The sequence below is a fragment of the Streptomyces sp. YJ-C3 genome, from assembly GCF_053891275.1.
The window spans coordinates 6,222,515-6,245,919 of sequence record NZ_CM132685.1 but is presented as its reverse complement, the minus strand read 5'-3'; the positions used below and the strand labels follow the sequence as shown (position 1 = coordinate 6,245,919).

23 protein-coding genes are annotated in these 23,405 nt (G+C 72.3%); 3 read left to right on the top strand and 20 right to left on the bottom strand.

The genetic code is table 11. The annotated features are described in order from the left end of the window. Positions 1-13: 13 nt before the first annotated feature. Both ACVHNB_RS27995 and ACVHNB_RS27990 read right to left on the bottom strand, forming a co-directional pair. Entirely contained in the window at positions 14-985 is a 972-nt protein-coding gene (locus tag ACVHNB_RS27995) for a PAC2 family protein (RefSeq protein WP_428955782.1), read from the bottom strand. A gap of 152 nt (positions 986-1,137) precedes the next feature. Further along, positions 1,138-1,809 carry a FadR/GntR family transcriptional regulator gene (locus ACVHNB_RS27990; RefSeq protein WP_456226169.1) on the bottom strand — a complete coding sequence of 224 codons (672 nt, stop codon included), beginning with the start codon at positions 1,807-1,809 and terminating at the stop codon, positions 1,138-1,140. Positions 1,810-2,012: 203 nt separating this feature from the next. Between ACVHNB_RS27990 and ACVHNB_RS27985 the strand changes: the two genes are divergently transcribed. Further along, positions 2,013-2,549 (top strand): MarR family winged helix-turn-helix transcriptional regulator, encoded by a 537-nt coding sequence (locus tag ACVHNB_RS27985; RefSeq protein ID WP_428955784.1) that lies wholly within the window; start codon positions 2,013-2,015, stop codon positions 2,547-2,549. On the opposite strand, the gene ACVHNB_RS27980 is transcribed toward ACVHNB_RS27985, so the two are convergent. Genes ACVHNB_RS27980 through ACVHNB_RS27930 form a run of 11 tightly spaced genes read right to left on the bottom strand, consistent with a single transcriptional unit; the run spans position 2,546 to position 12,503 of the window. Further along, positions 2,546-3,547, bottom strand: a complete 1,002-nt coding sequence (locus tag ACVHNB_RS27980; protein ID WP_456226168.1) for a Rieske 2Fe-2S domain-containing protein — start codon at positions 3,545-3,547, stop codon at positions 2,546-2,548. The two genes, ACVHNB_RS27985 and ACVHNB_RS27980, sit on opposite strands and share 4 nt — an antisense overlap. Positions 3,548-3,552: 5 nt before the next feature. Then, a complete protein-coding gene (locus ACVHNB_RS27975; protein ID WP_428955786.1) occupies positions 3,553-3,783 on the bottom strand; it encodes a recombinase-like helix-turn-helix domain-containing protein in 231 nt (76 codons plus the stop codon). A gap of 22 nt (positions 3,784-3,805) precedes the next feature. After that, positions 3,806-4,750: a PDR/VanB family oxidoreductase gene (locus tag ACVHNB_RS27970; RefSeq protein WP_456226167.1), complete on the bottom strand. Its 945-nt coding sequence runs from the start codon at positions 4,748-4,750 to the stop codon at positions 3,806-3,808. A 12-nt stretch (positions 4,751-4,762) separates the two neighbouring features. Beyond that, positions 4,763-6,394, bottom strand: a complete 1,632-nt coding sequence (locus ACVHNB_RS27965; protein WP_456226166.1) for a thiamine pyrophosphate-binding protein — start codon at positions 6,392-6,394, stop codon at positions 4,763-4,765. 9 nt (positions 6,395-6,403) lie between these two features. Next, on the bottom strand, positions 6,404-7,180 hold the full coding sequence (locus ACVHNB_RS27960) for an SDR family oxidoreductase (protein WP_456228958.1): 777 nt from the start codon (positions 7,178-7,180) through the stop codon (positions 6,404-6,406). A gap of 37 nt (positions 7,181-7,217) precedes the next feature. Continuing rightward, on the bottom strand, positions 7,218-7,973 hold the full coding sequence (locus tag ACVHNB_RS27955; protein ID WP_428955789.1) for an SDR family oxidoreductase: 756 nt from the start codon (positions 7,971-7,973) through the stop codon (positions 7,218-7,220). 10 nt (positions 7,974-7,983) lie between these two features. Then, the gene (locus ACVHNB_RS27950; RefSeq protein ID WP_428955790.1) at positions 7,984-8,505 is read right to left on the bottom strand and encodes a cupin domain-containing protein; all 522 of its coding nucleotides are present in this window, start codon (positions 8,503-8,505) and stop codon (positions 7,984-7,986) included. A gap of 15 nt (positions 8,506-8,520) precedes the next feature. After that, positions 8,521-9,291 carry an alpha/beta fold hydrolase gene (locus tag ACVHNB_RS27945; protein ID WP_456226165.1) on the bottom strand — a complete coding sequence of 257 codons (771 nt, stop codon included), beginning with the start codon at positions 9,289-9,291 and terminating at the stop codon, positions 8,521-8,523. Then, a complete protein-coding gene (locus ACVHNB_RS27940; protein ID WP_456226164.1) occupies positions 9,288-10,085 on the bottom strand; it encodes an aspartate dehydrogenase domain-containing protein in 798 nt (265 codons plus the stop codon). Before ACVHNB_RS27940 ends, ACVHNB_RS27945 begins: the two co-directional genes overlap by 4 nt. Beyond that, positions 10,082-10,987 (bottom strand): VOC family protein, encoded by a 906-nt coding sequence (locus ACVHNB_RS27935; RefSeq protein ID WP_456226163.1) that lies wholly within the window; start codon positions 10,985-10,987, stop codon positions 10,082-10,084. Before ACVHNB_RS27935 ends, ACVHNB_RS27940 begins: the two co-directional genes overlap by 4 nt. Positions 10,988-11,018: 31 nt before the next feature. Beyond that, on the bottom strand, positions 11,019-12,503 hold the full coding sequence (locus tag ACVHNB_RS27930) for an aldehyde dehydrogenase (RefSeq protein ID WP_428955794.1): 1,485 nt from the start codon (positions 12,501-12,503) through the stop codon (positions 11,019-11,021). A gap of 281 nt (positions 12,504-12,784) precedes the next feature. On the opposite strand from ACVHNB_RS27930, the gene ACVHNB_RS27925 reads away from it, so the two are divergent. Together ACVHNB_RS27925 and ACVHNB_RS27920 are read left to right on the top strand one after the other, a co-directional pair. After that, positions 12,785-14,149, top strand: coding sequence for an MFS transporter (locus ACVHNB_RS27925; protein WP_428955795.1), 1,365 nt, complete (start codon positions 12,785-12,787; stop codon positions 14,147-14,149). Positions 14,150-14,338: 189 nt separating this feature from the next. Then, complete coding sequence (locus ACVHNB_RS27920) at positions 14,339-14,863, top strand: MarR family winged helix-turn-helix transcriptional regulator (protein ID WP_428955796.1); 525 nt, start codon at positions 14,339-14,341, stop codon at positions 14,861-14,863. 10 nt (positions 14,864-14,873) lie between these two features. Here ACVHNB_RS27920 and ACVHNB_RS27915 read toward each other — a convergent pair whose 3' ends face one another. From ACVHNB_RS27915 to ACVHNB_RS27885, 7 genes are all read right to left on the bottom strand, one after another. Beyond that, on the bottom strand, positions 14,874-15,932 hold the full coding sequence (locus tag ACVHNB_RS27915) for an LLM class flavin-dependent oxidoreductase (RefSeq protein WP_428955797.1): 1,059 nt from the start codon (positions 15,930-15,932) through the stop codon (positions 14,874-14,876). Positions 15,933-15,957: 25 nt separating this feature from the next. Further along, on the bottom strand, positions 15,958-16,881 hold the full coding sequence (locus tag ACVHNB_RS27910) for an LLM class flavin-dependent oxidoreductase (protein WP_428955798.1): 924 nt from the start codon (positions 16,879-16,881) through the stop codon (positions 15,958-15,960). Beyond that, complete coding sequence (locus tag ACVHNB_RS27905) at positions 16,878-17,990, bottom strand: LLM class flavin-dependent oxidoreductase (protein ID WP_428955799.1); 1,113 nt, start codon at positions 17,988-17,990, stop codon at positions 16,878-16,880. The genes ACVHNB_RS27910 and ACVHNB_RS27905 overlap by 4 nt, the downstream gene beginning before the upstream one ends. Before the next feature lie 118 nt (positions 17,991-18,108). After that, positions 18,109-19,725, bottom strand: coding sequence for a glycerol-3-phosphate dehydrogenase/oxidase (locus ACVHNB_RS27900; protein ID WP_428955800.1), 1,617 nt, complete (start codon positions 19,723-19,725; stop codon positions 18,109-18,111). Positions 19,726-19,734: 9 nt separating this feature from the next. Further along, positions 19,735-21,273 carry a glycerol kinase GlpK gene (gene glpK, locus ACVHNB_RS27895; RefSeq protein ID WP_428955801.1) on the bottom strand — a complete coding sequence of 513 codons (1,539 nt, stop codon included), beginning with the start codon at positions 21,271-21,273 and terminating at the stop codon, positions 19,735-19,737. 56 nt (positions 21,274-21,329) lie between these two features. Further along, on the bottom strand, positions 21,330-22,121 hold the full coding sequence (locus ACVHNB_RS27890; RefSeq protein ID WP_428955802.1) for an MIP/aquaporin family protein: 792 nt from the start codon (positions 22,119-22,121) through the stop codon (positions 21,330-21,332). A gap of 351 nt (positions 22,122-22,472) precedes the next feature. Beyond that, positions 22,473-23,246 (bottom strand): IclR family transcriptional regulator, encoded by a 774-nt coding sequence (locus tag ACVHNB_RS27885; protein WP_428955803.1) that lies wholly within the window; start codon positions 23,244-23,246, stop codon positions 22,473-22,475. Positions 23,247-23,405: the final 159 nt, after the last annotated feature.

The following is a 23,405-nucleotide window of genomic DNA, read 5'->3' as shown; positions in this document are numbered from 1 at the left end:
CGGCCCCGCCCCGTCAGTCCTCGCTGTCGTCGCCCTCCGGGCGCGGTGGCTTCGGCGGGCGGGGCGGCCGGCCGCCCGGATTGTCCCGGAGGTACGTCGACGAACCGTCCCCGCCGTCGGTCGCGTGCCCGCCGGGCTGCGTGCCCGGATCACGGCGCCGCAGATAACGCTCGAACTCCCGGGCGATCGCCTCGCCGGACGCCTCGGGCAGCTCCGCGGTGTCCCGCGCCTCCTCGAGGCTCTGCACGTACTCGGCGACCTCGCTGTCCTCCGCCGCCAGCTGGTCCACGCCCAGCTGCCAGGCGCGCGCGTCCTCGGGCAGCTCGCCCAGCGGGATGCGCAGGTCGATCAGATCCTCCAGCCGGTTCAGCAGGGCCAGGGTCGCCTTCGGGTTCGGCGGCTGCGAGACGTAGTGCGGGACCGCCGCCCACAGCGAGACCGCCGGGACGCCCGCGTGCGTGCACGCCTCCTGGAGGATGCCGACGATGCCCGTCGGGCCCTCGTACTTGGTCTCCTCCAGGTCCATGCGCGTAGCGAGATCCGGATCGGACGTCACGCCGGACACCGGCACCGGCCGCGTGTGCGGGGTGTCGCCGAGCAGCGCGCCGAGGACGACGACCAGCTCGACACCCAGCTCGTGCGCGAAACCGAGGATCTCGTTGCAGAACGAGCGCCAGCGCATGGACGGCTCGATGCCGCGCACGAGGACCAGGTCACGCGGCTTCTCGCCGCCGACGCGGATCACCGAGAGCCGGGTCGTCGGCCAGGTGATCTTGCGCACGCCGTCTTCCAGGAAGACCGTGGGCCGGTTGACCTGGAAGTCGTAGTAGTCCTCGGCGTCCAGCGCCGCGAACACCTCGCCCTTGAACTCCTTGTCGAGATGCGCGACCGCGGTGGAGGCGGCGTCGCCGGCATCGTTCCAGCCCTCGAACGCGGCCACCATGACCGGGTCGACCAGCTCGGGAACCCCCTCGAGCTCGATCACCCAGTGCCTCCTTCCGACGTGCCCTCGCGTACCTGCCCACCTTACGGCGTCCCCGAGGGCCCTCCGCAGCCCCCTGGAACCCGGCGGCTGCCGGGAACACTGCCCCGTGTCGGAGGGTCGCACTCCACCCGTGCGGGGCCCTTTGCCGGATGTCAGAGCGACGAGCGCAGCCACTGCTCCACGCTGGCGATGTGCACCGTGGCCCACGACCGCGCCGCTTCCGCGTCGCCGTCGCGCAGCGCCGCGAGGATCGCCCGGTGCTCGTGCAGGGTCCGGCTGACCGCGTCCTCCTGGGTCAGGCCGCGCCAGACGCGGGCCCGCGTGGTCGGTCCGGACAGGCCGTCGAGCAAGGAGCACAGCACCGAGTTGCCCGACGCGCGGACGATGCCGCGGTGGAAGTCGAGGTCGGCGGCGACCAGCTCCTCCACCGACGGCTCGGCGCCCAGGGCGTCCAGCTGGGCCGAGAGCTTGTCGAGCTGGTCCTCGGTGATCAGGGTCGCGGCCATCGCCGTCGCGGCGGGCTCCAGGATGCGGCGCACGGCGAGGAACTCCAGGACCGTGTCGTCGCGGTGGAAGTCGACCACGAAGCTCAGCGCCTCGAGCAGCAGCTGCGGATCGAGGCTCGTCACGTACGTGCCGTCGCCCTGGCGCACGTCCAGGATGCGGATCAGCGAGAGCGCGCGCACGGCCTCGCGCAGCGAGTTGCGCGACAGGCCCAGTTCCGCGGCGAGTTCGCTCTCCTTGGGGAGCCGGTCGCCGGGGCGCAGCGCGCCCGAGACGATCATGCCCTTGATCTTCTCGATGGCCTCGTCGGTGACGGCCATGGCAGCCCCCTCTGCTCGTCGCCGGAGGGCCGATACCTCCGATGTCCCGGACCATTATGTGGCCACGGGCGGGGCGGACGAGCGGAGTCCTGCGTGGTCCCGGGACCAGGGCCCGGCCACCCGGACGCGACCTGATCCGCCGGACAGGCCCTAAGGTTTTGCGGGCGGGCCCGCGGGGGCGGTGCACAGGGAGGCGGCGGCGCATGGCGGAGAAGAGGACGGCGGTCCGACAGGACGCCGTCGCGGCGATCATCGAGGACTGGGCGCGGGAGCGGCCCGAGCTCGACACCGCGCCGCTGGAGGTCCTCGCCCGGCTGCACCGCACGTTCCTGCGCTACAACACCCGGCTGACCTCGGCCATCGAGCGGCACGGGCTCTCCGTCGCCGGCTTCGACGTGCTGACCGCGCTGCGCCGGGCGGGCGCCCCGTACCGGCTGACCGCCGGGCAACTGGCCGACTCGGGCCTGGTCTCCTCGGCGGGGGTGACGCTGCGCATCGACCGGCTGGAGAAGGACGGCCTGATCGTGCGCGAGCGCGACGCCGAGGACCGGCGCGTGGTCCACTCCCGGCTCACGGACGCCGGTCTGGCCACGGTGGACGAGGTGTTCGCCGAGCACCTGGACAACGAGCGCCGGATGCTCACCGACCTGTCCCCGGCCGAGCGCCGCCAACTGGCCCGCCTGCTCGGCAAGCTGGAGCGCTCGATCGTGGACTCGGGGGACGGGGACGGGAGCGTCTAGGCCGTCGCCTGCTCCTCGGCGCCCGCGCGGTACAGGCGGCGCAGCCGGACGACGCCGAGGTCGTGCTGGTAGAGGTTCTCCCGCTGGTCGGCGTCGGCCGGCATGGCCTCCAGCATCACCCGGTCCTGCTCCAGGACCTGCCAGTGCCGCTCCTCGATCAGCGTCTTGTACAGGAAGCGCCAGCTGTCGCGCTGCCAGCCCTGGACCTTGCGGTAGCGCCAGAAGAACACCGCGCAGCGCTCCTCGTCGACCGGCCGCACCATGCCGACGATGCCGAACGGGCCGCCGGGGCCCGCCGAGGGCGGGTACGGGATCGACAGGTCGACCCAGTCCACGCCGGTGCGGCACAGCTCCACCCAGTCGAAGTTCACGCCCCGCTGGTCGGTCTTCTCGAAGAAGTAGCCGCGGTCGGTCTCGCGGATGCGGAACTTCGCGGTGGTGTCGCCGTCGAACATCGTGTGCGAGTCGTGGTGCAGGAACGCGCCGTGCATCGGGTCGAGCAGGTTCTCCACGGCGTACCGCCACGGCACCTCCCACTCGGCGTAGCAGAGGATCGCGTCGGTGTCCGGGTCCGTCAGCGGCTCCGGCAGCGTCAACTCGACCGGCGACGGCTGCTGTTCGGACCCGAAGTAGGCGAGGACCGCCCCGCCGACCTCGCGCACGGGCAGCGAGACGACGAGCTGCTTGCCCTCCAGGTTGCAGCCGGGCAGACCGGGCACGGACGAGACGGTACCGTCCGTCTCGACCTCCACGCCGTGGTACCAGCAGGCCACCCGGTCGCCCAGGTGTTTGCCGAGCGACAGCGGGGCGCCGCGGTGCGGACAGCGGTCGGCGAGCATGCTCAGGGTGCCGTCCGAGCGGCGGAACAGCAGCCACTGCTCGCCGAGGACGGTGACCTTGCGCATCGCGCCGGGCGCGACGAACGAGGACGGGACGACCGGGTGCCACTGGCCGCGCAGGCCCGTCGCGTAGAGGTGATCGGCGGTCAGGGTGGTCATGGCGGTCACGCTCCCAGTCGGTGCATCTCGGCGCGGAAGGACTCCTCGGTCCACGGCGCGCCGTCGGGCGCGTGGACCTGGCGGGCGTTCAACCCGCGGACGACGTCAGCGAGTTCATGCCCCTCTTCGGTGAAGACCTCTTCGAGGGTGGACGCCAGCTTGTACTCGTACGGGGACGGCTCGTGCGTACGGGACTGGTGGATCTCCAGGTACGGCCAGTCGGTCTCGGTGCTCATGCATGTCTCCAGGGAGGTGGGGTCACAGGTCGAGGACGAGGCGGCCCGACGCGCAGCGCGAGACGCAGATCATCATCGAGGTGCTGGCGGCGCGCTCGGCGTCGGAGAGCAGGAAGTCCCGGTGGTCGGGGGCGCCCTCCAGCACCCGCGTCTCGCACGAGCCGCAGATGCCGTCGCGGCAGGAACTGGCGACGTCCAGCCCGGCCTGCTCGGCGGCGGCCAGGATCGAGGTGTCGGCGCCGACGCTGAGGGTGAGCCCCGAGGCGCGGCACTCGACCTCGAACGCGTCGTCGGACACGGCCCGTTCGACGACCGGCGCCGCGAACCGCTCGACCCGCAGCAGGTCCGCGGGGCACACCGCCTCGACGGCGGCGAGCAGCGGCTCGGGCCCGCAGCAGTAGACGAGCGTGCCGTCCGGCAGGTCCGCGAGGGCGGACGCCAGGTCGATGTGGCCCAGCTCGTCCTGCGGCACGAGCGTCACGTCGCCGCCGAGCGCGCCCAGTTCGTCGGTGAACGCCATCGAGGCGCGGCTGCGCCCGCCGTACACCATCCGCCACGCCGCGCCCCGGCGCGCCGCCTCCTGGGCCATCGCGAGGATCGGGGTGACACCGATGCCGCCCGCGACGAACACGTACCCGGCGGCGTCCTCCAGGACGAAGTGGTTGCGGGGCTCGGACACGGTGACCTGCTGGCCCGGCCGCAGCGCCGTGTGCACATGGCGTGAACCGCCGCGCGAGGACGGCTCGTTGAGGACGCCGATGCGGTACGTGCCCGTCGCCGCGGGGTCGCCGCACAGGCTGTACTGCCGGATCTGCCCGCCGACCTGCACGTCGACATGGGCGCCGGGCGTCCAGGCGGGCAGCGGCTTGCCGTCGGGACGGGTGAGCTCGACGGACAGGACGCCGTCGGCCTCCCAGGTCATCCGCCGTACCAGCAGGGACAGTTCACGGTCTTCGGTCGTCGTCATGGCGCGGCCTCCCTACGCGGTGGGGATCTTCACGGGCGGGGTGAACGGGTTCTTCATCGGGCCGAGCGCCGCCAGGTCGACCTCGACGAGCACCGGCCCGTCGGAGGCGACGGCCTCCTCGATCACCGGCCGGGCGTGCCCGGCGTCCGCGATCCGCAGATACGGCAGCCGGCAGGCGCGGGCGAGGTGCTCGAAGTCGGGCGTGGTCAGGTCGACGCCGGAGCGGCGCTCGCTGTAGCGGTCCTGCATGTTGCGCAGCACGCCGTAGCCGCCGTCGTTGAAGACCAGCACGGTCAGCCGGGGCCGTTCCTGCGCGACCGTGAGCAGCTCGCCCAGGTGCACGGCCAGGCCGCCGTCGCCCGCGATGACGGCCGTGGGCCGGTCCGGGGCGGCCAGCGCGGCCCCGATGCCCATGCCGAGGCCCTGGCCGATACCGCCGCCGCGCGGGAAGACGTTGGCCCGCGGGTCGTACATCTCCAGCAGCCGGTTGCCCCAGCTGCTGGAGGCGATGGTGACGTCCCGGGCGACGACCGCGTCCCGCGGCAGCACGGCGCGCAGGGCGTCGCAGATCGCGGCCTGGGGGCCGATGTTGTCGTGCAGCGTGGTCCGGACGTCGGCGCGGACCTGCCCGACGCGGCGCGTCCACTGCGGGTCGGCGCCGCGGGCGTGGGGGAGCAGGGCCGTCAGCACGTCGGCGGCGTCGCCGTGCAGGGCGTGCGCGGCCGGGTAGACCCGGCCCAGCGCCGCCGCGTCCACGTCGATCTGGATGTGCCGCTCGGCGTCGGGCAGCTTCAGCCCGTAGTCCGCCGTCTCGTTGGACCGGAAGTGCGTGCCGATCGTCAGGAGCACATCGGCGTCGGCCAGCAGGGCGCGGCCCGCCGGGGTCGTCGCGAAGTTGCCGATGACCTGCGGGTGGTCCTCGGGGACGGCGCCGCGCCCCGAGTTGGAGGTGAGGAGCCCGGCACCGGTGGCCTCGACGAGCGCGGTGAGTTCGGCGCCCGCCCGGACGGCGCCGCCGCCGGCCCAGATCAGCGGCCGCCGCGCCGAGGCCAGCAGGGCGCCCGCGGCGGCCGCCGCGGCCGCGGCGGGCGCCGGCCGCGCCGGCTCCGGCGCCTCCTCGGGGGCATCGGTCTGCGCCGCGTACTGCAGGTCGATCGGCCACTCCACGCTGGCCGGGCCGCCGGGCGAGGCGAGGGCCGCGCGGGCCGCGGCGCGCAGCACCCGGCCGGCCTCGTCGGCGGAGGGCACCGTGGCGGCGTACGCGGAGACGGCGGCCAGCATGCCGAGCTGGTCCTTCGTCTCGTGGATGAAGCCCCGCCCGCTGCCCAGGAACTCCGTCTCGACCTGCCCGGTGACATGCAGCACCGACGTGCCGGAGGCCAGCGCCTCGACGAGGGACCCGGCCGCGTTGCCCGCGCCGGTGCCGGTCGAGGTGAGCGCGCAGCCGAGGGTGCCGCGGGCCCGCCCGTACGCGTCGGCGGCGTTCACCGCGGTCGCCTCGTGCCGCACCGGTACGAAGCGCAGCTCGCGGTCGACGGCCTCGACCAGCGGCAGATTGTGCACCGAGACGATCCCGAAGACCGTGTCGATGCCCAGTTCCTTCAGGACGGCGACGAGGAGCGCGCCTCCATTGTCGTAACGCATGCGAACTCCTCAGAGAATCCCGCGGCCGACTCCGCCGCAGACGTCGATGCTGGTTCCGGTGATGTACGAGGCGCGGGGCGCGAGCAGCGCGAGGACCGCGTACGCGACCTCCTCGGCCCGGCCGAGCCGGCCCAGGGCGACGCCCCGGTCGGCGGCCAGTTCCGCCTGCCAGTCCTCGTACGACAGGCCGGAGTCCGCGGCGGCGTGCCGACGGGTCCACTGCCCGGTGTCGATGAGCCCGAGGCACACGGAGTTGACCCGGATGCCGTCCGCGGCGAGCTCCACGGACAGGGACTTGGAGAGGTTGAGGATGCCGGCGCGGGCCGCGCTCGTCGTGATCAGCCGGGGCTCGGGCTGCTTGGCGAGGACGGCGTTGACGTTGACGACGGACGCCGCGTCGGAGGCCTTCAGGAGGTCCCGCGCGGCCTGCAGCGGATGCAGCACGCCCGCGAACTTCAGGTCCAGCTCGTCGCGCCAGTCGTCCGCGGTGGTCTCGTCGAGGCGCTTCATGCGGGACTGCCCGGCGTTGTTGACGAGACCGTCGAGCCGGCCGCCGAACGCGTCGGCGGACGCGGCCACGAAGCCCCGTACGGCGTCGGTGTCCCGTACGTCGCACACGTCCGTGAACAGCCGCTCGTGCGTGCCGATCCGCTTCAGGCGTTCGGCGTCGCGCCCGCACGTGGCGACGTTCGCGCCCTCGGCGAGCAGGGCGCGGACCGTGGCCAGGCCGACGCCCGAGCTGCCTCCGGTGACCACATAGGTCCGGTCGGCGAGGCCCAGATCCATAACTGTCTTCTCCAGTACGTCAGTTACGTCAGTCACGTCAGTTCATCGTGAAGCCGCCGTTGACGGCGATCACTTGTCCGGTGAGGTAGCGCGACTCCTCCGACAGGAGGAAGGAGGCGAGACCGACCAGGTCGTCGGGTTGCTGAGGACGCTCGATCGCCCGGTTCGACCGGTACAGGTCGTGCCGCTCGGCGGGCACCGTCTCCGTCGCCTCGCACTCGGTCAGACCCGGCGCGAGCGCGTTCACCGTGATGCCGCGCTCGCCCGACTCCCGCGCCATGGCCCGGGTCAGCGCGATCACGGCGCCCTTGGAGGCGATGTAGTGGGCGAGCCGCGGCGAGCCGTACAGCGCCGCGTCGGAGGCGATGTTCACGATGCGGCCGACGGGCCCGAACAGCGGGTGCAGCGCCTTCGCCACGAGCCAGGGTCCGCGCGCGTTCACCGTCATCAGGCGGTCCCAGGCCTCGAGGTCGATGTCCTGGAACTCCTTGCCGCCGACCCCGTTGGCGAGCGCGGCGTTGTTGACCAGCCCGTACAGCGGTCCCAGGCCACGGACGAAGGCGGCGAGCCCGTCCACCGAGGCCGGGTCCGCGACGTCGCAGCGCACGAAGCGCGCGTCGATGCCCTCGACCCGCAGCTCCTGGGCCGCGGCCGCGCCGCGCGCGGCGTCGACCTCGGCGACGACGACCCGGAAACCGTCGGTGCCGGCCCGGCGGGCCATGGCCAGTCCCAGGCCACGGCCCGCCCCGGTCACGACGACCGTACGGACGCCGTCGGGGGACTGCTCAGCCATGGATGACTGCTCAGTCACGGGTGACGCCGTGCATCGGCGAGTACGCGGGGTAGGACGGCACCTGCGGCTTCTGCGTGCCGATGACCACGCAGAACAGGGCGTCGGTGTCCCCCTCGTTCTTCAGGGAGCGGGTCACCCCGGCCGGCACCACGATCATGTCGCGGTAGCCGAGAGTGCGGTACTCGACCTCGTCCGGGCCGCGGTGGACGCCCACGCGGACCTCGCCCTCCAGGACGAAGAACGCCTCCTCCACGTCGTGGTGCGTGTGGGCCGGGCCCTCGGCGCCGGGCGGCAGCAGCATGTTGGAGAAGGTGAAGCCGCCGGACGGGAGGATGCGCTTGTCGCCCTCGTGGTTGCCGGTGGCGCCGGAGCCGACGTACCGGATCTGGCCGCGGCGGTACTGCGGGCCCGCCTTCTCCTGGAAGGAGAGGGTGTCGAAGTCGGCGACGCGCGAGTCCTTCGAGGCGATCAGCGAGTCGGTGTACGCGCCGAGGTCGCCGCCGTTGTCGTACTCGGTGGTGGTCAGAGGCATGAGTGGAGCCCTTCGTTAACGGGTGACGATGTGCAGGTGGGACAGGACCCAGGCGTTGAAGCGCTCGGGCTGTTCCTGGTTGGCCAGGTGACCGGCGTCCTTGACGATCACGTAGGCGGTCTTGTGCAGGCCCCCGGCGAGGACCTGGGAGGCCTCGACGCCGGTGACCGTGTCGCGGTCGCCGCACACGACCAGCGCGGGGGCGGTGACGCGGGACAGTTCGGGCCGCAGGTCGGCGGCGGCCATGGCCTCGGCGGCGTAGCCGTAGCCGGGCAGCCGCACGGCGCCGGCCATGGTGTCCACGGCCCGCTCGACGAGCTCGGCGGGCGCGCGGTCCGACACCAGCCGGGGCCCGCGCCGCTTGGCGAAGGCCCGCGCCCCGAGCGTGGCCAGCTCGGCGGCGCGTGCCCGCATCCCGGCGGCCCTCGCCTCGTCCGTGCCGGAGCCGGCGCTGGAGTCGGCGAGGATCAGCGAGTCCACGAGGTCCGGGTGCCGGGTGGCGAGCCGCACCGCGATCACGCCGCCCCAGGAGACCCCGAGCACATGCGCCGACGAACCGTGGGCGCGGATCACGCCGGCCGCCGCGTCCGCGAACCCGTCCAGGTCCAACGGGCCGTCCGGATCGGCGGACTTGGCGTATCCCGGCGCGTCCCACGCGATGACGCGGCAGTGCTCGGAGAGGGCGTCGAGCTGCGGCGCGAACGCGGCCGACGACGATCCGATGCCGTGCAGGCACAGCAGCAGCGGACCGGCCGCGCCGGCCTCCTCCACATGGACGGCGCTCACAGGATCTGCCCCGACCGCCCGGCCAGCGCCGCCAGCGAGCGCAGCACCGCGTACGGCACGACGCGGCTGGTCGCCGGGTTGGCCGGGTCGGGTACGTGCGCCACCTCGAAGCGGTACGCGCCGTGCGGCCCGGACGCCTCGATCACGTGCCGGGTCCGCTCGGCCGCCGGGTCCGCGACGACCCGGACCCGCACAGCGTCCAGGTCGCCGACGGCGAGGGCGACCGAGGCCGCGACGTTCGTCGACTTCGGGAACTTCACCGGGACGTCGCGCGCGGTCCCGGCCATGACCTCGACGGGCCCGGTCGCTGCACGCAGCCGGGCCAGCAACTCCTCGTCCATCCACGGCTGTTCGAGGGTGGAGGGCAGCTTCGTCGTGGTGAGGCGGACCTCGTCCAGCGGGCCGAAGGAGCGGACGGCCTGGAGCAGGTCGAGGCCGCCGACCGCGCCGCCCGTGAAGAAGACCCGGCCGGGCCCGGCGGCGAGCAGGCGCTTGGCCAGCTCGTCGTCGGTGAGGGCCCCGGTCGAGGCCACGAGCAGGTCGGTGCCGGAGGTCAGGACGCGCTCGCCCCACTCCCGTACGACACCCTGGCCCGCCGCCTCCACGATCAGGTCGCAGCGGGCGATGGCGTCCTCGAAGGAGACCTGCGGGGCCGGAGCCGTCTCGCCGAGCGGCCGGTTGTCGACCAGGCAGGTCAATTCGGCGCCGGGGACGTCCTGCCGGGCGAGGGCGGTGCCGACGACGCGCCCGATGGCGCCCCAGCCGACGAGCCCGACCTTGAGGGTGCTGCTCACTGCAGTGCTCCTTCCGGCGAACCGGCCATGTGACAGCGGATCTCCTTCGACGGCGGGCCCGCCGTGCCCCACAGATCGGAGAGCTCCGGCACGCGCCGCCACACCTTGGCGATCCACCGGTCCTCGACGACCTGCGCGACCTCGGACGTGTACTCGCACACGAGCCCGGTCGGGTCGGTGAAGTAGGAGAAGGTGTTGTTGCCGGGGCCGTGCCGCCCCGGGCCCCACTGCGGGACGATCCCGTGGTGCCGCAGCCGGCCGAGCCCGCGCATGAAGTGGTCGACCGAACTCATCTCGTACGCCACGTGGTTGAGGGACACCCACGCGGCCTGGTTGAACGCGATGCAGTGGTGGTCGGCGTTGCAGCGCAGGAACGCCATCTGGTGCTCGGACCAGTCGGAGACGCGCAGCCCCAGCACGTCGCAGTAGAAGGCGACGGCGGCGTCGATGTCGGGGGTGTTGAGGACGGTGTGCGTGACGCCGACCGGGACCGCGGCCTCACGGCCGCGCGGCCGGACCGCCCAGGTCTCGGCGGACAGCTCGACGAGGCGGCCCTCGTGGTCGTGGAACCGGAGGCCGTAGCCGCCGCCGACCTGGTCGAGCGGGCCGGGTCCGGCGACCGGGAGGATGCCGCGCGCCTCCAGCCTGCGCGCCGCCTCGTCGATCTCGGCCGGGGTGGCGACGGCGAACACGAGGCGGCCGAGGCCGGTGCGCTCGGAGCGGGTCAGCTGCAGGGCGTGGTGCTCGTCGCCGGTGCCGCGCAGCCAGCTCGCGCTGTGCTCGGACTCGACGACCTCCAGGCCCCAGGCGTCCTCGTAGAAGTCGGTGGCCTCGGCGAAGGAGGGGGTGAGCAGCTCGACGGAGCGCAGGGCGCGCAGCCGGGCTATCGGGGGGTGGGACATGGGGAACTCCGGAACTCCGGTGAGGGGGTGGTCAGTTGGCCCAGGGCAGCGGCGCGTCGGAGGTGCCCCAGTACAGGGACTTCTGGCGCTGGTAGGCACGGATGGCGTCGCGGCCCTTCTCCGTGCCGAGACCGCTGTCCTTCATCCCGCTGAACGGGGTGGAGGCGCTGAACTGCTTGTACGTGTTGATCCACACGGTGCCCGCGTCGATCCGCCGGGCCAGGCGCCAGGCGGCCCGGTGGTCCCGGGTCCAGATCCCGCAGGCCAGGCCGTACACGGAGTCGTTGGCCCGCTCGACCAGGTCGTCCTCGTCGTCGTAGGGCAGCACGACCAGGACCGGGCCGAAGATCTCCTCCTGGCAGGTGCGCGAGGAGTTGTCGAGGCCGGCGAGCACGGTCGGCAGGTAGTACGCCCCGTCGCGGTACTCGGGGCCTTGGGGCGCGCCGCCGCCGCACAGCACCTCGGCGCCTTCGGACCGGGCGAGGTCCACGTAGGCGGCGACGGCGTCGCGGTGCTTGTGGTGGACCAGCGGGCCGACCTGGGTGTCGGGGTCGGTGCCGGGACCGACCCGCAACGTGCGCACCCGCGCGACGAGTTCACCGACGAAGGAGTCGTGGATCTCCCGGGCCACGAACAGCCGCGAACCGGCGATGCAGGATTGCCCGCTGGACGAGAAGATCCCGAACAGCACGCCCGCCAGGGCCTGTTCGATGTCGGCGTCGGCGCGCACGATCGTCGGTGACTTGCCGCCCAGCTCCAGCGAGGCCGGGATCAGCTTCTGCGCGGCGATCGCCGCGATGGACCGGCCGGTCTCCGTGCCGCCGGTGAAGCCGATGCGGCCGACCAGCGGATGCCGTACGACCGCGTCGCCGACCACCCGGCCGCTGCCCGGAAGCACCGACAACAGAGCTGTGGGCAGGCCGAGTCCGGTCAGGGCGCGGGTGACGATCCGGCCCAGCGCGAGCGAGACGAGCGGGGTCCAGGCGGCGGGCTTGAGCAGCACCGCGTTGCCCGCGGCGAGGGCCGGGGCGATCTTCTGCGCGTCGCTGGCCACCGGCGAGTTCCACGGATTGATCGCGCCGACGACGCCGATGGGCTCGTGCACGCTCATCGTCACGTACGCGCCGCGCGAAGGGGTCAGTGCGTCCTCGGCGGTCTCCAGCGCCGCCGCCATGTAGCGGAAGGTGCCTGCCGCGCTGAGAGCGAGCGCCTTCGTCTCGGCGAGGGTCTTGCCGGTGTCGGCGGTCTGGGTGGCGGCCAGCTCGTCGGCGGCCTGCTCCGTCAACTCCGCGACACGGTGCAGCAGTCGGGCCCGCTCGTGGGGGAGGAGGTCGCGCCAGGCCGGGTCGGCCGCGGCCGCGGCCGCCGCCCGTGCCGCCTCGTCGACCTCCTCGGCGGACGCGGTGTGCACGGTGGCGAGGACCCGGCCGGTCGCCGGATCGACGGTGTCGACGGGCTCGCCGCCGCCGCGCCGCCACTGGCCCGCGATGAGGATGTCGGTGGAGTGGTGAGGCACGGCAGGACCTCCAGATGGTGCGGGACGATGCGGTGACGGACAGCGGGAGCAAGGCGGAATCGCTGAAGTGCTAGAAATCTAAGGGCTTAAATGTTTCCGCGCAAGACCCTGTTCGAGAGGCGTTCACGGGCGCGTACTCGCCGATGTCCAGCGCGAGTTACATGGAGGTGACGGTGGCATCACCTTCGATGTGTCTAAGTCCCTAACCATTGACCACTTAGGTATCCACTTCTACTGTCTCCGGAACTCCTCTGTTCGCGTGTTCGCGGAAGGACCCCTCCATGACGACTGTGGCCGGCAAACAGGGCCTCGGCTCGATCGCAGCCAGGCTCGAACGGCTGCCGCACTCCCGATGGCATGTCAAGGTCCGGTTCCTGATCGGTGCCGTGACGTTCTTCGAGGCCTTCGACCAGCTCCTCGCCGCCTCCGCGCTGCCCGTGCTGATGAAGGACTGGCACCTCAGTACGGGGCAGGCGACCTTCGCCGTCACCGCCGGCTCCATCGGCATGCTGCTCGGGGCCCTCGCCGCGGGCTGGCTCGGCGACCGGATCGGCCGGGTGCGCACCGTGGCGCTCGGCGTCGCGATCACCGGCCTGGCCAGCCTCGCCGTCGCGCTCTCGAACGGGATCGAGCTGTTCTCGCTGTTCCGGTTCGTGCAGGGCCTCGGCATCGGCGGCGTGGTGCCCGTCGCGGCCACGTACATCAACGAGATCGCCCGCTCCGACAAGCGCGGCCGGTTCGTCCTGCTCTACGAGATGATCTTCCCGGCGGGACTCGCGGCCGCCAGCCTCGTCGCCGTGTGGGTCGTGCCGAACCTCGGCTGGCGGGCGATGTTCGTGATCGGCGCCCTGCCCGTCCTGGTCGCGGTGCTGCTGCCCCGGCACGTCGCGGAGTCGCCGCGCTGGCTGCTCTCGCAGGGGCGGGTCGAGGAGGCCGAGCGGGTCATCGCCCGGATCGAGGAGGAGGTCGAGCGGGCGGTCGGCGAGCCGCTGCCGGCGCCCACGGCCGAGCCCGGGGAGGAAGTCGCGCGCGGACGGCTGCGCGACCTGTTCACCGGGCGCTATCTGCGCCGCACCGCCGTCCTCTCCGGCCTGTGGTTCGTGGCGTACTACGTCAACCACGGCATCTCGACCTGGCTGCCGTCGCTCTACACCAAGAACTTCGGCCTCGACCTGACGACTGCCCTGGTCTACACGCTGCTCAGCAACGTCACCGGGCTGTTCGGCACGTTCGCCGTGGCGCTCGTCATCGACCGGATCGGCCGGCGCCCCGCCCTGGTCGCCGCGCTCGGCGGGACCGCGCTGGCCCTCGGCACCCTGGCTCTCGCGGGGGTCACCTCGGGCATCCAGGTCGCCGTCTTCGCCTCCTGCACGACCTTCTTCGTCTACGCGATCAACGCGGGCCTCTACCTGTACTCGCCCGAGCTCTACCCGACGGCCAACCGGGCCAGGGGCGCGGCCTTCGGCGGTCTGTGGAACCGGCTCGGCGTCATCCTCGGCCCGGTCACGGTCGGCGCGATCCTCGGCGCCGGCGGCAGCCTGAGCCTGGTCTTCGTCCAGCTGGCGTGCGTGGCGGGCGTGGGCGCGCTGATCGCGCTGTTCGCCGTGGAGACGAAGGGACGGACCCTGGAGGAGCTCAACGCGTAACGCCGACCCGTCGTGAAGCCGCGGCGCCGGTCCCGGTGCGGAGGGGCCGGCGCCGCGCGGTGGTGCCGGCCCGGCTCCTCGGCCGCCGGGCCCGCTGACGTACGGCGCCGACCGTGATCGCTTCAGGGGTAGAATTTTCAGGGGCGTACGACCTCACGTCCCCACCGTGAATCGTGCGAGGGGGCGGGGATGACCGAGCGGAAGGCGCCGGGGCAGGACGCCGTGACCCAGGTCGTGGCGGACTGGGCGCGGGAGCGGCCCGAGCTGGACACGAGCCCGCTGGAGGTGCTGGCACGCCTGCACCGCTCGTTCCTGCGCTACAACACCAAGCTGAACGCGTCGATCGAGCGGCACGGACTGTCCGTCGCCGGCTTCGACGTGCTGACGGCGCTGCGCCGCTCCGGCGAGCCGTACCGGCTGACCGCCGGACAGCTCGCCGCCTCGGGGCTCGTCTCCTCGGCGGGTGTCACGCTGCGCATGGACCGGCTGGAGAAGGACGGCCTGATCGCCCGCGAGCGCGACGCCGACGACCGGCGCGTCGTCTACTCCCGGCTGACCGACGAGGGGCTCGCCAAGGTCGACGAGGTGTTCGCCGACCACCTGGACAACGAGCGCCGGATGCTCGCCGGACTCTCCCCCTCGGAGCGCCGCCAACTCGCCCGTCTGCTCGGCAAGTTGGAGCGATCCATCGTCGACTCCGGCGAGGCGGGCTGAGCGGCGGCGCTCATTCCCACAGCGAACTCGGCGCCTCCTCGCGCACCACGGGCGCGATCTCCTCGGCGAACCGCTGCAGCGTCTCGATCTGCTCGCTCGTGCCCTGCCCGAACCCGTCCACGGTGATCGACTGCAGATCGTGCCGGTACACCTCGTGGTACCCGAGGATCTTGTCGATGATCTGCTCCGGCGAACCGATGAGCTGCGGCCCGTCCGCGATCGCGTCCTCGATCGTGCGGAACGGCGTGTTGTAGCCGGCCTTCCCGGCCAGGTGCGGCCGGAAGGACTGCGCGACCTTCGCCTCGTACAGCTCCTTGTACCGCTCCACGGCCTGCTCGGCGGTGTCCGCGATCAGCAGCCCGCCCGAGCCCGCCGCCACATGCGCCCGCGCCGGATCGTGGCCGTACGCCGCGAACCGCTCCCGGTAGTGGTCGATGAGCTCCGCGTACGCCGCCCGCGGCTGGACGGCGTTCGCCGTGAACAGCGGATCCCCGTGCTTGGCGGCCAGCTCGGGGGAGTTGCGGGAGGTCGCCGAGCCGTGCCAGACACGGGGGAGCCCCGCGTACGGGCGCGGCACCGTCGTCACCCCCTTCAGCGCGGGCCGGAACTCGCCCTCCCAGTCGACGCCCTCCTCCGTCCACAGCCGGCGCAGCAGCTCGTACTTCTCCTTCTGCAGATCCCACTGCCGCGCCTCGTCGAGCCCGAACAGATCGAAGTGGCCCGCCTCCGCGCCCTTGCCGATCACGAGCTCGATCCGCCCGTGCGAGAGCTGGTCGAGCGTCGCGTAGTCCTCGGCGACCCGTACCGGGTCGAGGATCGCGACGACCGTGACGCCCGTCAGCAGTCTGATCCGCGTCGTACGCGCCGCAAGGGCGCCGAGCACCACGGTCGGAGACGACGACAGGAAGGGGCCCGCGTGCCGCTCGCCGACCGCGTACGCGTCGTAGCCGAGCCGCTCGGCCGCTGTGCCCACCTCGACGACCTGCGTCAACCGGTCGGCGGAAGTGGGGAGTTCACCGGTCAGTGGGTGGGGTGCGTGGCCGATGATGGACAGGACCTGGAACTTCATGGTGCCCTCTCGTTCGGTGGACGGCTCAGCCGGCGGTCGTGAGGCCCAGATGGCCGCGCAGGGTGCCGCTCTCGTACGCCGCCGGGAGCAGTCCGCGCCGGACCAGTTCCGGCACGGCGCGGTCCACGAGCGCGTACACGTCCTGCGGCACGGCGACCGGCCGGATCCGGAAGCCGTCGGCGCCGCCCTCGCGGTACCACTCCTCCAGATGGTCGGCGAGGCCCTCCGGGGTGCCGGTGAACAGGGCGGCGTCGGAGTCGAACTCCCCGAGCGCGGCACGTCGTTCCGCCGCTTGGGACTCCGTGGGCGCCAGCAGCACGTTCAGCTCGGCGAGCACCTTCAGCGTCCGGCCCTCCTCGGCGGCGAGCGCGTCCACCTCGGCGCGGATCCGGCGCAGCCCCGCCACGTCGAACGGGGTGATCAGCACGGCGTCCGCGCGGCGCGCCGCGAACCGGTACGGCACGGTGTCGTGCGCGAGCGAGATCAGCGGCGGCCGGCCCTGCGGCGCCGTCGCGTCCTTGTCCCACTCCTCGGTGACCCGGCCGATGAACCCGGCTGCCTTGTCGAAGAGTTCGCCGACCAGCGCGTCGCCCTCCGGAGTGCCGATGAGCCGCACGATCCGGTCGTGCTCCACGTCGTCCGCCGCGATCCTCGGCCGCACCCCGGCGCGCCCGCCGCTGATCAGATCGAGGGTCGCGAACCGCGCCGCGTACCCGGCGGGCTGCCCGAGCACCGGGCCGAGCGGCACGAGCCCGATCCGGGTCGTCTCGCGCGCGGCGAGCGTCAGCAGCAGCGCCGAGTCGAGCCGGCCGGGTCCGTCCTCGACGGTCACGAAGGCGACGCGGGCCGCCTCGGCCCGGCGGACGAGGCGGACGAAGTCGTCGGGCGCGTACCCGGCGTCCGCGCTGAGGGCGATGCCGAGGACGAACGGGCTCGTCGTGTCTGTCATATCAGTCCCCACTCCCGTGCCAGCAGCTCGTACGACCGGACCCGGTCGCCGTGGTCGTGCGTGATCGTCGTCACCAGCAACTCGTCGGCACCGGTGGCCCGTTGCAGGACCGCGAGGCGCTCCGCCACCGTCCGCGCGGAGCCCACGAACTGGGTGTCCACCCGGTCGGCCACCAACTCCCGGTCCGCATCGGTCCATTGATGCCGCCGGGCTTCCTCGGGTGTCGGAAAGGGGATCGCCCCCTCGCCGCTGCGGATCGACCGCACCCAGGGCGCGTACCCGGTGGCCAGCTCCCGCGCGGCCGCGTCGTCCTCGCCCACGACCACGTCCGCCGACACCACGACGTACGGTTCGGTGAGCACGTCCGACGGCTTGAACGCGGCACGGTACGCCTCCACCGCCTCGCGGACCGTCCCCGGGCTGACGTGGTAGTTCGCCGCGAACGGCAGTCCCCGCGCCCCGGCGAGCTCCGCGCTCTCGCCGCCGCTGCTGCCCAGCACCCACACCTCGACGTCGGCGCCCTCGCCCGGTACCGCCCGCGCTCCCGGCGACGTGCCGGCGAGCAGGTCGAGCAGCTCCGCGAGCTGGTCCGCGTACGGCGGGGTCTGCGCGCCCGGCTGCTGCAACAGCTCCAACTGCCGCTGGAACCGCGGCGATCCGAGCAGCCTCGCGAACCCGGTGAACCGGGGCGGGATGTAGAGCCCCTCGTCCGTGAAGGTGCCCTCACCCGGCTCCGGAACCGCGGCCCCGGGCGGCGCGCCGACCCGCGGCCGGCCCGACCGCCCGAGCCCGAGATCGATCCGCCCGGGGAAGAAGGCGTCCAGGATCCCGAACTCCTCCACCACCGACAGCGGGGTGCGGTGCCCGAGCAGCACAGCGCCCGACCCCACCCGGATCCGCGACGTCGCCTGCGCGACCGCCTGGATCACCAGGGCCGGCGCGGAACCGGCGACCCCTGGATTGAGATGGTGCTCGGCCAGCCAGTAGCGCCGGTAGCCGAACTCCTCGGCGGCGCGCGCCAGTCGGACGGTCTCCCGCAGCGCGGTGGCCGCGTCGGAGCCGGAGGTCAGGGGCACGAGATCGAGCACGGAGAGCGGAACCGGAGGCATACCCCCACTCTTGCTCCCGGACATTGCGGATGTATGTACGCGGCATGGCAGTGCGCCGGGCATGCGAAAGCGGCGGCCCCCCCCGTGGGAGCCGCCCCTCACGTCCTTGCGTACGTGCCTACTTCTTGTCGAGCACGTCCTGGACCTTGCCGCGCACGTCGTCCGTGGCGAGGCCGCGGATCGTCAGCGTCGTGCGGCGGCGCAGCACGTCGTCCGCCGTCTCGGCCCACTCGTGGTCGCGCGCGTACACGACCTGCGCCCAGATCTCCGGCGCGTCCGGGTGCACCCGCTGCCCGAGCTCCGGGTCCTCGTTGGCCAGGCGCGCGATGTCGAAGGCCAGCGAACCGTAGTGCGTCGCCAGGTGCTTGGCGGTGTCCGCGGCCATCCGCGGGCCGGGCGCCGGGTTGTCCACCAGGAGGCGGTGCGCGACGGCCCGCGGGTTGGCGACACCCGGGAGCGGCATCCGCTTCGGCAGCTCGTTGATCGGCTCGAAGTCGTCGCCGAGCGGGTGACCGGGCAGCGACTCCAGCTTCTTCATGACGGTGCGGCCGATGTGCCGGAACGTCGTCCACTTGCCGCCGGCGACGGACAGCATGCCGCCCCTGCCCTCGGTGACGACGGTCTCGCGCTTGGCCTTCGACGTGTCGCCGGGGCCGCCCGGCAGCACGCGCAGACCGGCGAACGCGTAGGTCATCAGGTCCCGGTCGAGCTGCTGGTCGCGCACGGAGAAGGCGGCCTCGTCGAGGATCTGCGCGATGTCCTTCTCGGTGACCGAGACGTCCGCCGGGTCGCCCTCGTACTCCTCGTCGGTCGTCCCGAGCAGCAGCATGTCCTCCCAGGGCAGGGCGAACGTGATGCGGTACTTGTCGATCGGTGTCGCGAGCGCGGCCTTCCACGGGGACGTGCGCTTCATGACCAGGTGCGCGCCCTTGGAGAGGCGGATGGAGGGCGCCGCGTTCGGGTCCTCCATGGTGCGCAGGTGGTCGACCCACGGGCCCGTCGCGTTGAGCACGAGCCGCGCGCTCACGCCGAACTCGTCACCGCTGGTGCGGTCCTTGAGCTCCGCGCCCGTGACCCGGCCCTTGGTGAAGCGCAGGCCGGTGACCTCGGCGTGGTTGAGGACGACGGCACCGGCGTCGACAGCGGCGCGCACCGTCATCAGCGCCATCCGCGCGTCGTTCATCTGGTCGTCGCCGTACACGGCCACGGCCTTGAGGTTCTCCGTGCGCAGCTCGGGCACGTCCTGCTGCGCCTTGGCAGGGGAGAGCAGGTGCCCGACGCCGTCACCGAACGCCGACAGCGCGCTGTACGCGAAGACACCCGCGCCCAGCTTGGCCGCGCCGTGCGGGCCGCCCTTGTAGACGGGCAGGTAGAAAGTGAGCGGGTTCGCGAGGTGCGGGGCCACGTTCCGGGACACCGCACGCCGCTCGAAGTGGTTCTCCGCGACCAGCTTCACCGCGCCGGTCTGCAGGTAGCGCAGGCCGCCGTGGAGCAGCTTCGAAGAGGCGGAGGACGTGGCGCCGGCGAAGTCGCCGGCGTCGACCAGGGCCACCCTGAGACCGGACTGCGCCGCGTGCCAGGCAGTGGAGATGCCCAGGATGCCGCCGCCGATCACCAGGAGGTCGTACGTCGCCTTGGAAAGCTGCTCGCGGGTCTCGGCGCGGCTCGGGTTGGAGCCGGCGGCCGGGTGCGTTCCGAGGGCAGGCACGGTCTGCAGGGTGGACTGGGTACTCATGGTGGGGTCTTACTCCTCGTCTTCGAGCCAGCCCATGGACCGCTGGACGGCCTTGAGCCAGTTCTTGTACTCACGGTCGCGGGTGTCCGCGTCCATGCGGGGCGTCCACTCGGCGGCCCGGCGCCAGTTGGCGCGCAGATCGTCGGTGCTGGACCAGAAGCCGACGGCGAGACCGGCGGCGTAAGCGGCGCCGAGGCAGGTCGTCTCGGCGACCATCGGGCGCACCACAGGGGCGTCCAGAACGTCGGAGAGGGTCTGCATCAGCAGGTTGTTGGAGGTCATGCCGCCGTCGACCTTGAGGGCCGTGAGCTCGACGCCGGAGTCCTTCGTCATGGCGTCGCTGATCTCACGGGTCTGCCAGGCCGTGGCCTCCAGGACGGCGCGCGCGATGTGCGCCTTGGTGACGTACCGGGTCAGGCCGGTGATCACACCGCGGGCGTCGGGGCGCCAGTACGGGGCGAACAGGCCGGAGAAGGCCGGCACGAAGTACGCGCCGCCGTTGTCCTCGACCGACGACGCGAGCGTCTCGATCTCGGCGGCGGACTTGATCAGGCCCATCTGGTCGCGCATCCACTGCACCAGCGAACCGGTGACGGCGATGGAACCCTCCAGGGCGTAGACCGGCTTGGCGTCGCCGATCTGGTAGCCGACCGTGGTCAGCAGGCCCGAGTAGGAGTTGATGGCCTTGTCACCGGTGTTGATCAGCATGAAGGTGCCGGTGCCGTACGTGGACTTGGCCTCGCCCTCGGCGAAACAGGTCTGGCCGAACAGGGCCGCCTGCTGGTCGCCGAGCGCCGAGGCGACCGGGACGCCGCCCAGGACGTCGCCGAGCGTGCCGCCGGTGACCTCGCCGTAGACCTCGGCGGAGGACCGGATCTCCGGCAGCATCTCCATCGGGACGCCGATGGAGGAGCAGATGCGCTCGTCCCAGCGCATCTCGTGCAGGTTCATCAGCATCGTGCGGGAGGCGTTGGTGACGTCGGTGACGTGCTTGCCGCCGTTGACCCCGCCGGTCAGGTTCCAGATGACCCAGCTGTCCATGGTGCCGAAGAGGATGTCGCCCGCCTCGGCGCGCTCGCGCAGCCCCTCGACGTTGTCGAGCAGCCAGCGGGCCTTGGGCCCGGCGAAGTACGACGCGAGCGGCAGACCGGTCTCGCGGCGGAAGCGGTCCTGCCCGACGTTGCGCCCGAGCTCCTTGCACAGGGCGTCGGTGCGGGTGTCCTGCCAGACGATCGCGTTGTGGACGGGCTCGCCGGTGTTCTTGTCCCAGAGGAGAGTGGTCTCGCGCTGGTTCGTGATGCCGATGGCCTTGATGTCGTCGCGGGTGATGCCGGCCTTGGTGATGGCTCCGGCGACGACCTCCTGGACGTTGGCCCAGATCTCGTTCGCGTCGTGCTCGACCCAGCCCGGCTTCGGGAAGATCTGCTCGTGCTCCTTCTGGTCGACGGAGACGATCCGGCCGTCCTTGTCGAAGACGATGCAGCGGCTGGACGTGGTGCCCTGGTCGATCGCCGCGATGAAGGGGCCTGCGGTGTGTGCGTCGGTCACGGGTTGCTCCTGAAAGTTCTCGGTGCTCGGGCGGGGTGCTCGCGGTGTCGGGCGGCCTACTTGAACGCGATGTTGTAGAGGCCACCGGCTATGGCGCCGCCGATCAGCGGACCCACGACGGGGATCCAGGCGTACGACCAGTCGGAGCCGCCCTTGTTGGGCAGCGGCAGCAGCGCGTGCACGATGCGCGGGCCGAGGTCACGGACCGGGTTGATCGCGTAGCCCGTGGGGCCGCCGAGCGAGAGACCGATGCCGACGACGACCAGCGCGGTGATCAGGGCGCCGAGGGTGCCCAGGCCGTTGCCGCCGTCGTTCAGGCCCTGCGTGAGGATGGCGATGACCAGCACGACCGTCGCGATGATCTCCGTGATCAGGTTCTGCACGACGTTCCGGATCTCCGGGCCCGTCGAGAAGATGCCGAGCACGGGGCCCGCCTTGGGCGCGGACTTCTGGTCGACCAGGCCCTCGTCGGCCGGCTGCGCGGCGATGATCTCCGGGTCCGTCAGGTGCGCACGGAACTGCCCGTAGTACGTCGCCCAGACCAGCACGGCGCCGATCATCGCGCCGAGGAGCTGCGAGCCCAGGTAGAGCGGGACATCGCTCCACTTGGTGCCGCCCTCGATGGCGAGGCCGATGGTGACCGCGGGGTTCAGGTGCGCGCCGGAGACGCCGCCCGCGAGGTAGGCGCCGGTCAGGACCGCGAAGCCCCAACCGAAGGCGATGGCGACCCAGCCGGCGTCGTACGCCTTCGAGCGCTTGAAAGTGACGGCGGCGCAGACGCCACCGCCCAGCAGGATGAGCACGGCGGTACCGATGGTCTCGCCGATGAAGATGTCGGAGCTGGACACCCGCGACTCCTTTGTCCTTCGTCCAGGGGAAACCGAACCCCGGGTCCCTCTCCGGTGGTCCGCGCCCTCCAGTGAGGGCGGTTTCGGCCTGGCCTTGTCACACTCTAACGCGTATTGCCGGTAGGTGTTCGACAATGCCGACCGATGGACGCGAGTCTTGCTCCGGGGTTACTGGATCGTCAAGGGTTCTGTTATTCAAAGCACGATCGTTATTGATCGATCGTGCCTATCGGTGACCGTGCGGCCAGGGTGTCCATCGATGGTCGCGCGGAAAGGTGCACCCTGCACCTTGGAACGGCGAAAGCCCCGTCCGGAGACGGGGCCTGGGTCGGGGGCGTGAGGGGCGCGGCGTCAGAACCGGCTGGCCCCCAGGTCCCGGGAGACGGCGCGGGCGCAGTCCCGCACGGCCGCGATGAGCTCGGGCCGCAGCGCGCCCTTGTCGTCGGCCCCGCAGACGCGCTCCACGGCGCCGGTGATGCCGACCGCACCCACCGGCATCCGGTGCCGGTCGTGGATCGGGGCCGCGACGGAGGCGACGCCCTGCCAGGTCTCCTCCACGTCGTCGGCGTACCCGCGCGCCCGGGTCAGGTCGAGCACCGCCTCGAAGCCCGCGAGATCGGACACCGTGCGCGGCGTGAACTCCTTGCGCTCGGCCTCGATGACCTCGCTGTGGGCCACCGGGTCGTACGCGGTCAGGACCTTGCCCAGAGCCGTCGAGTGCAGCGGCTGCATCGCCCCGACCTCCAGGACCTGCCGGCTGTCGTCCGGCCGGAAGACGTGGTGCACGATCAGCACGCCCTGCTGGTGCAGCACCCCCAGATAGACGGCCTCCCCGCTGGAGCGGGCCAGGTCGTCCGTCCAGACCAGGGCCCGTGCCCGCAGCTCGTGCACGTCCAGATAGCTGTTGCCCAGGCGCAGCAGCTCGGCGCCCAGCTGGTACCGCCCCGAGGCCGCGTCCTGCTCGACGAAGCCCTCGGCCTGCAGCGTGCGCAGGATGCCGTGGGCCGTGCCCTTGGCGAGACCGACGGCGGAGGCGATGTCCGAGAGGCCGAGCCGCCGCTCACCGCCCGCGAGGAGCCGGAGCATCGCCGCGGCCCGTTCGAGCGACTGGATGTTGCGTGCCATCGCAGTCCCTTCCTCCCTCGGTTCCTCTCGACGACGGGGGTCGCCAATCTCGTCGATCTCGTCGATCGATGACTCGTCGATGACCGGGGCCACCGAGCAACGTTCGACAATGCTGAACAGTATCGGTCGTTGCCGACCTCCTGCTAATGCGGCGTGAGC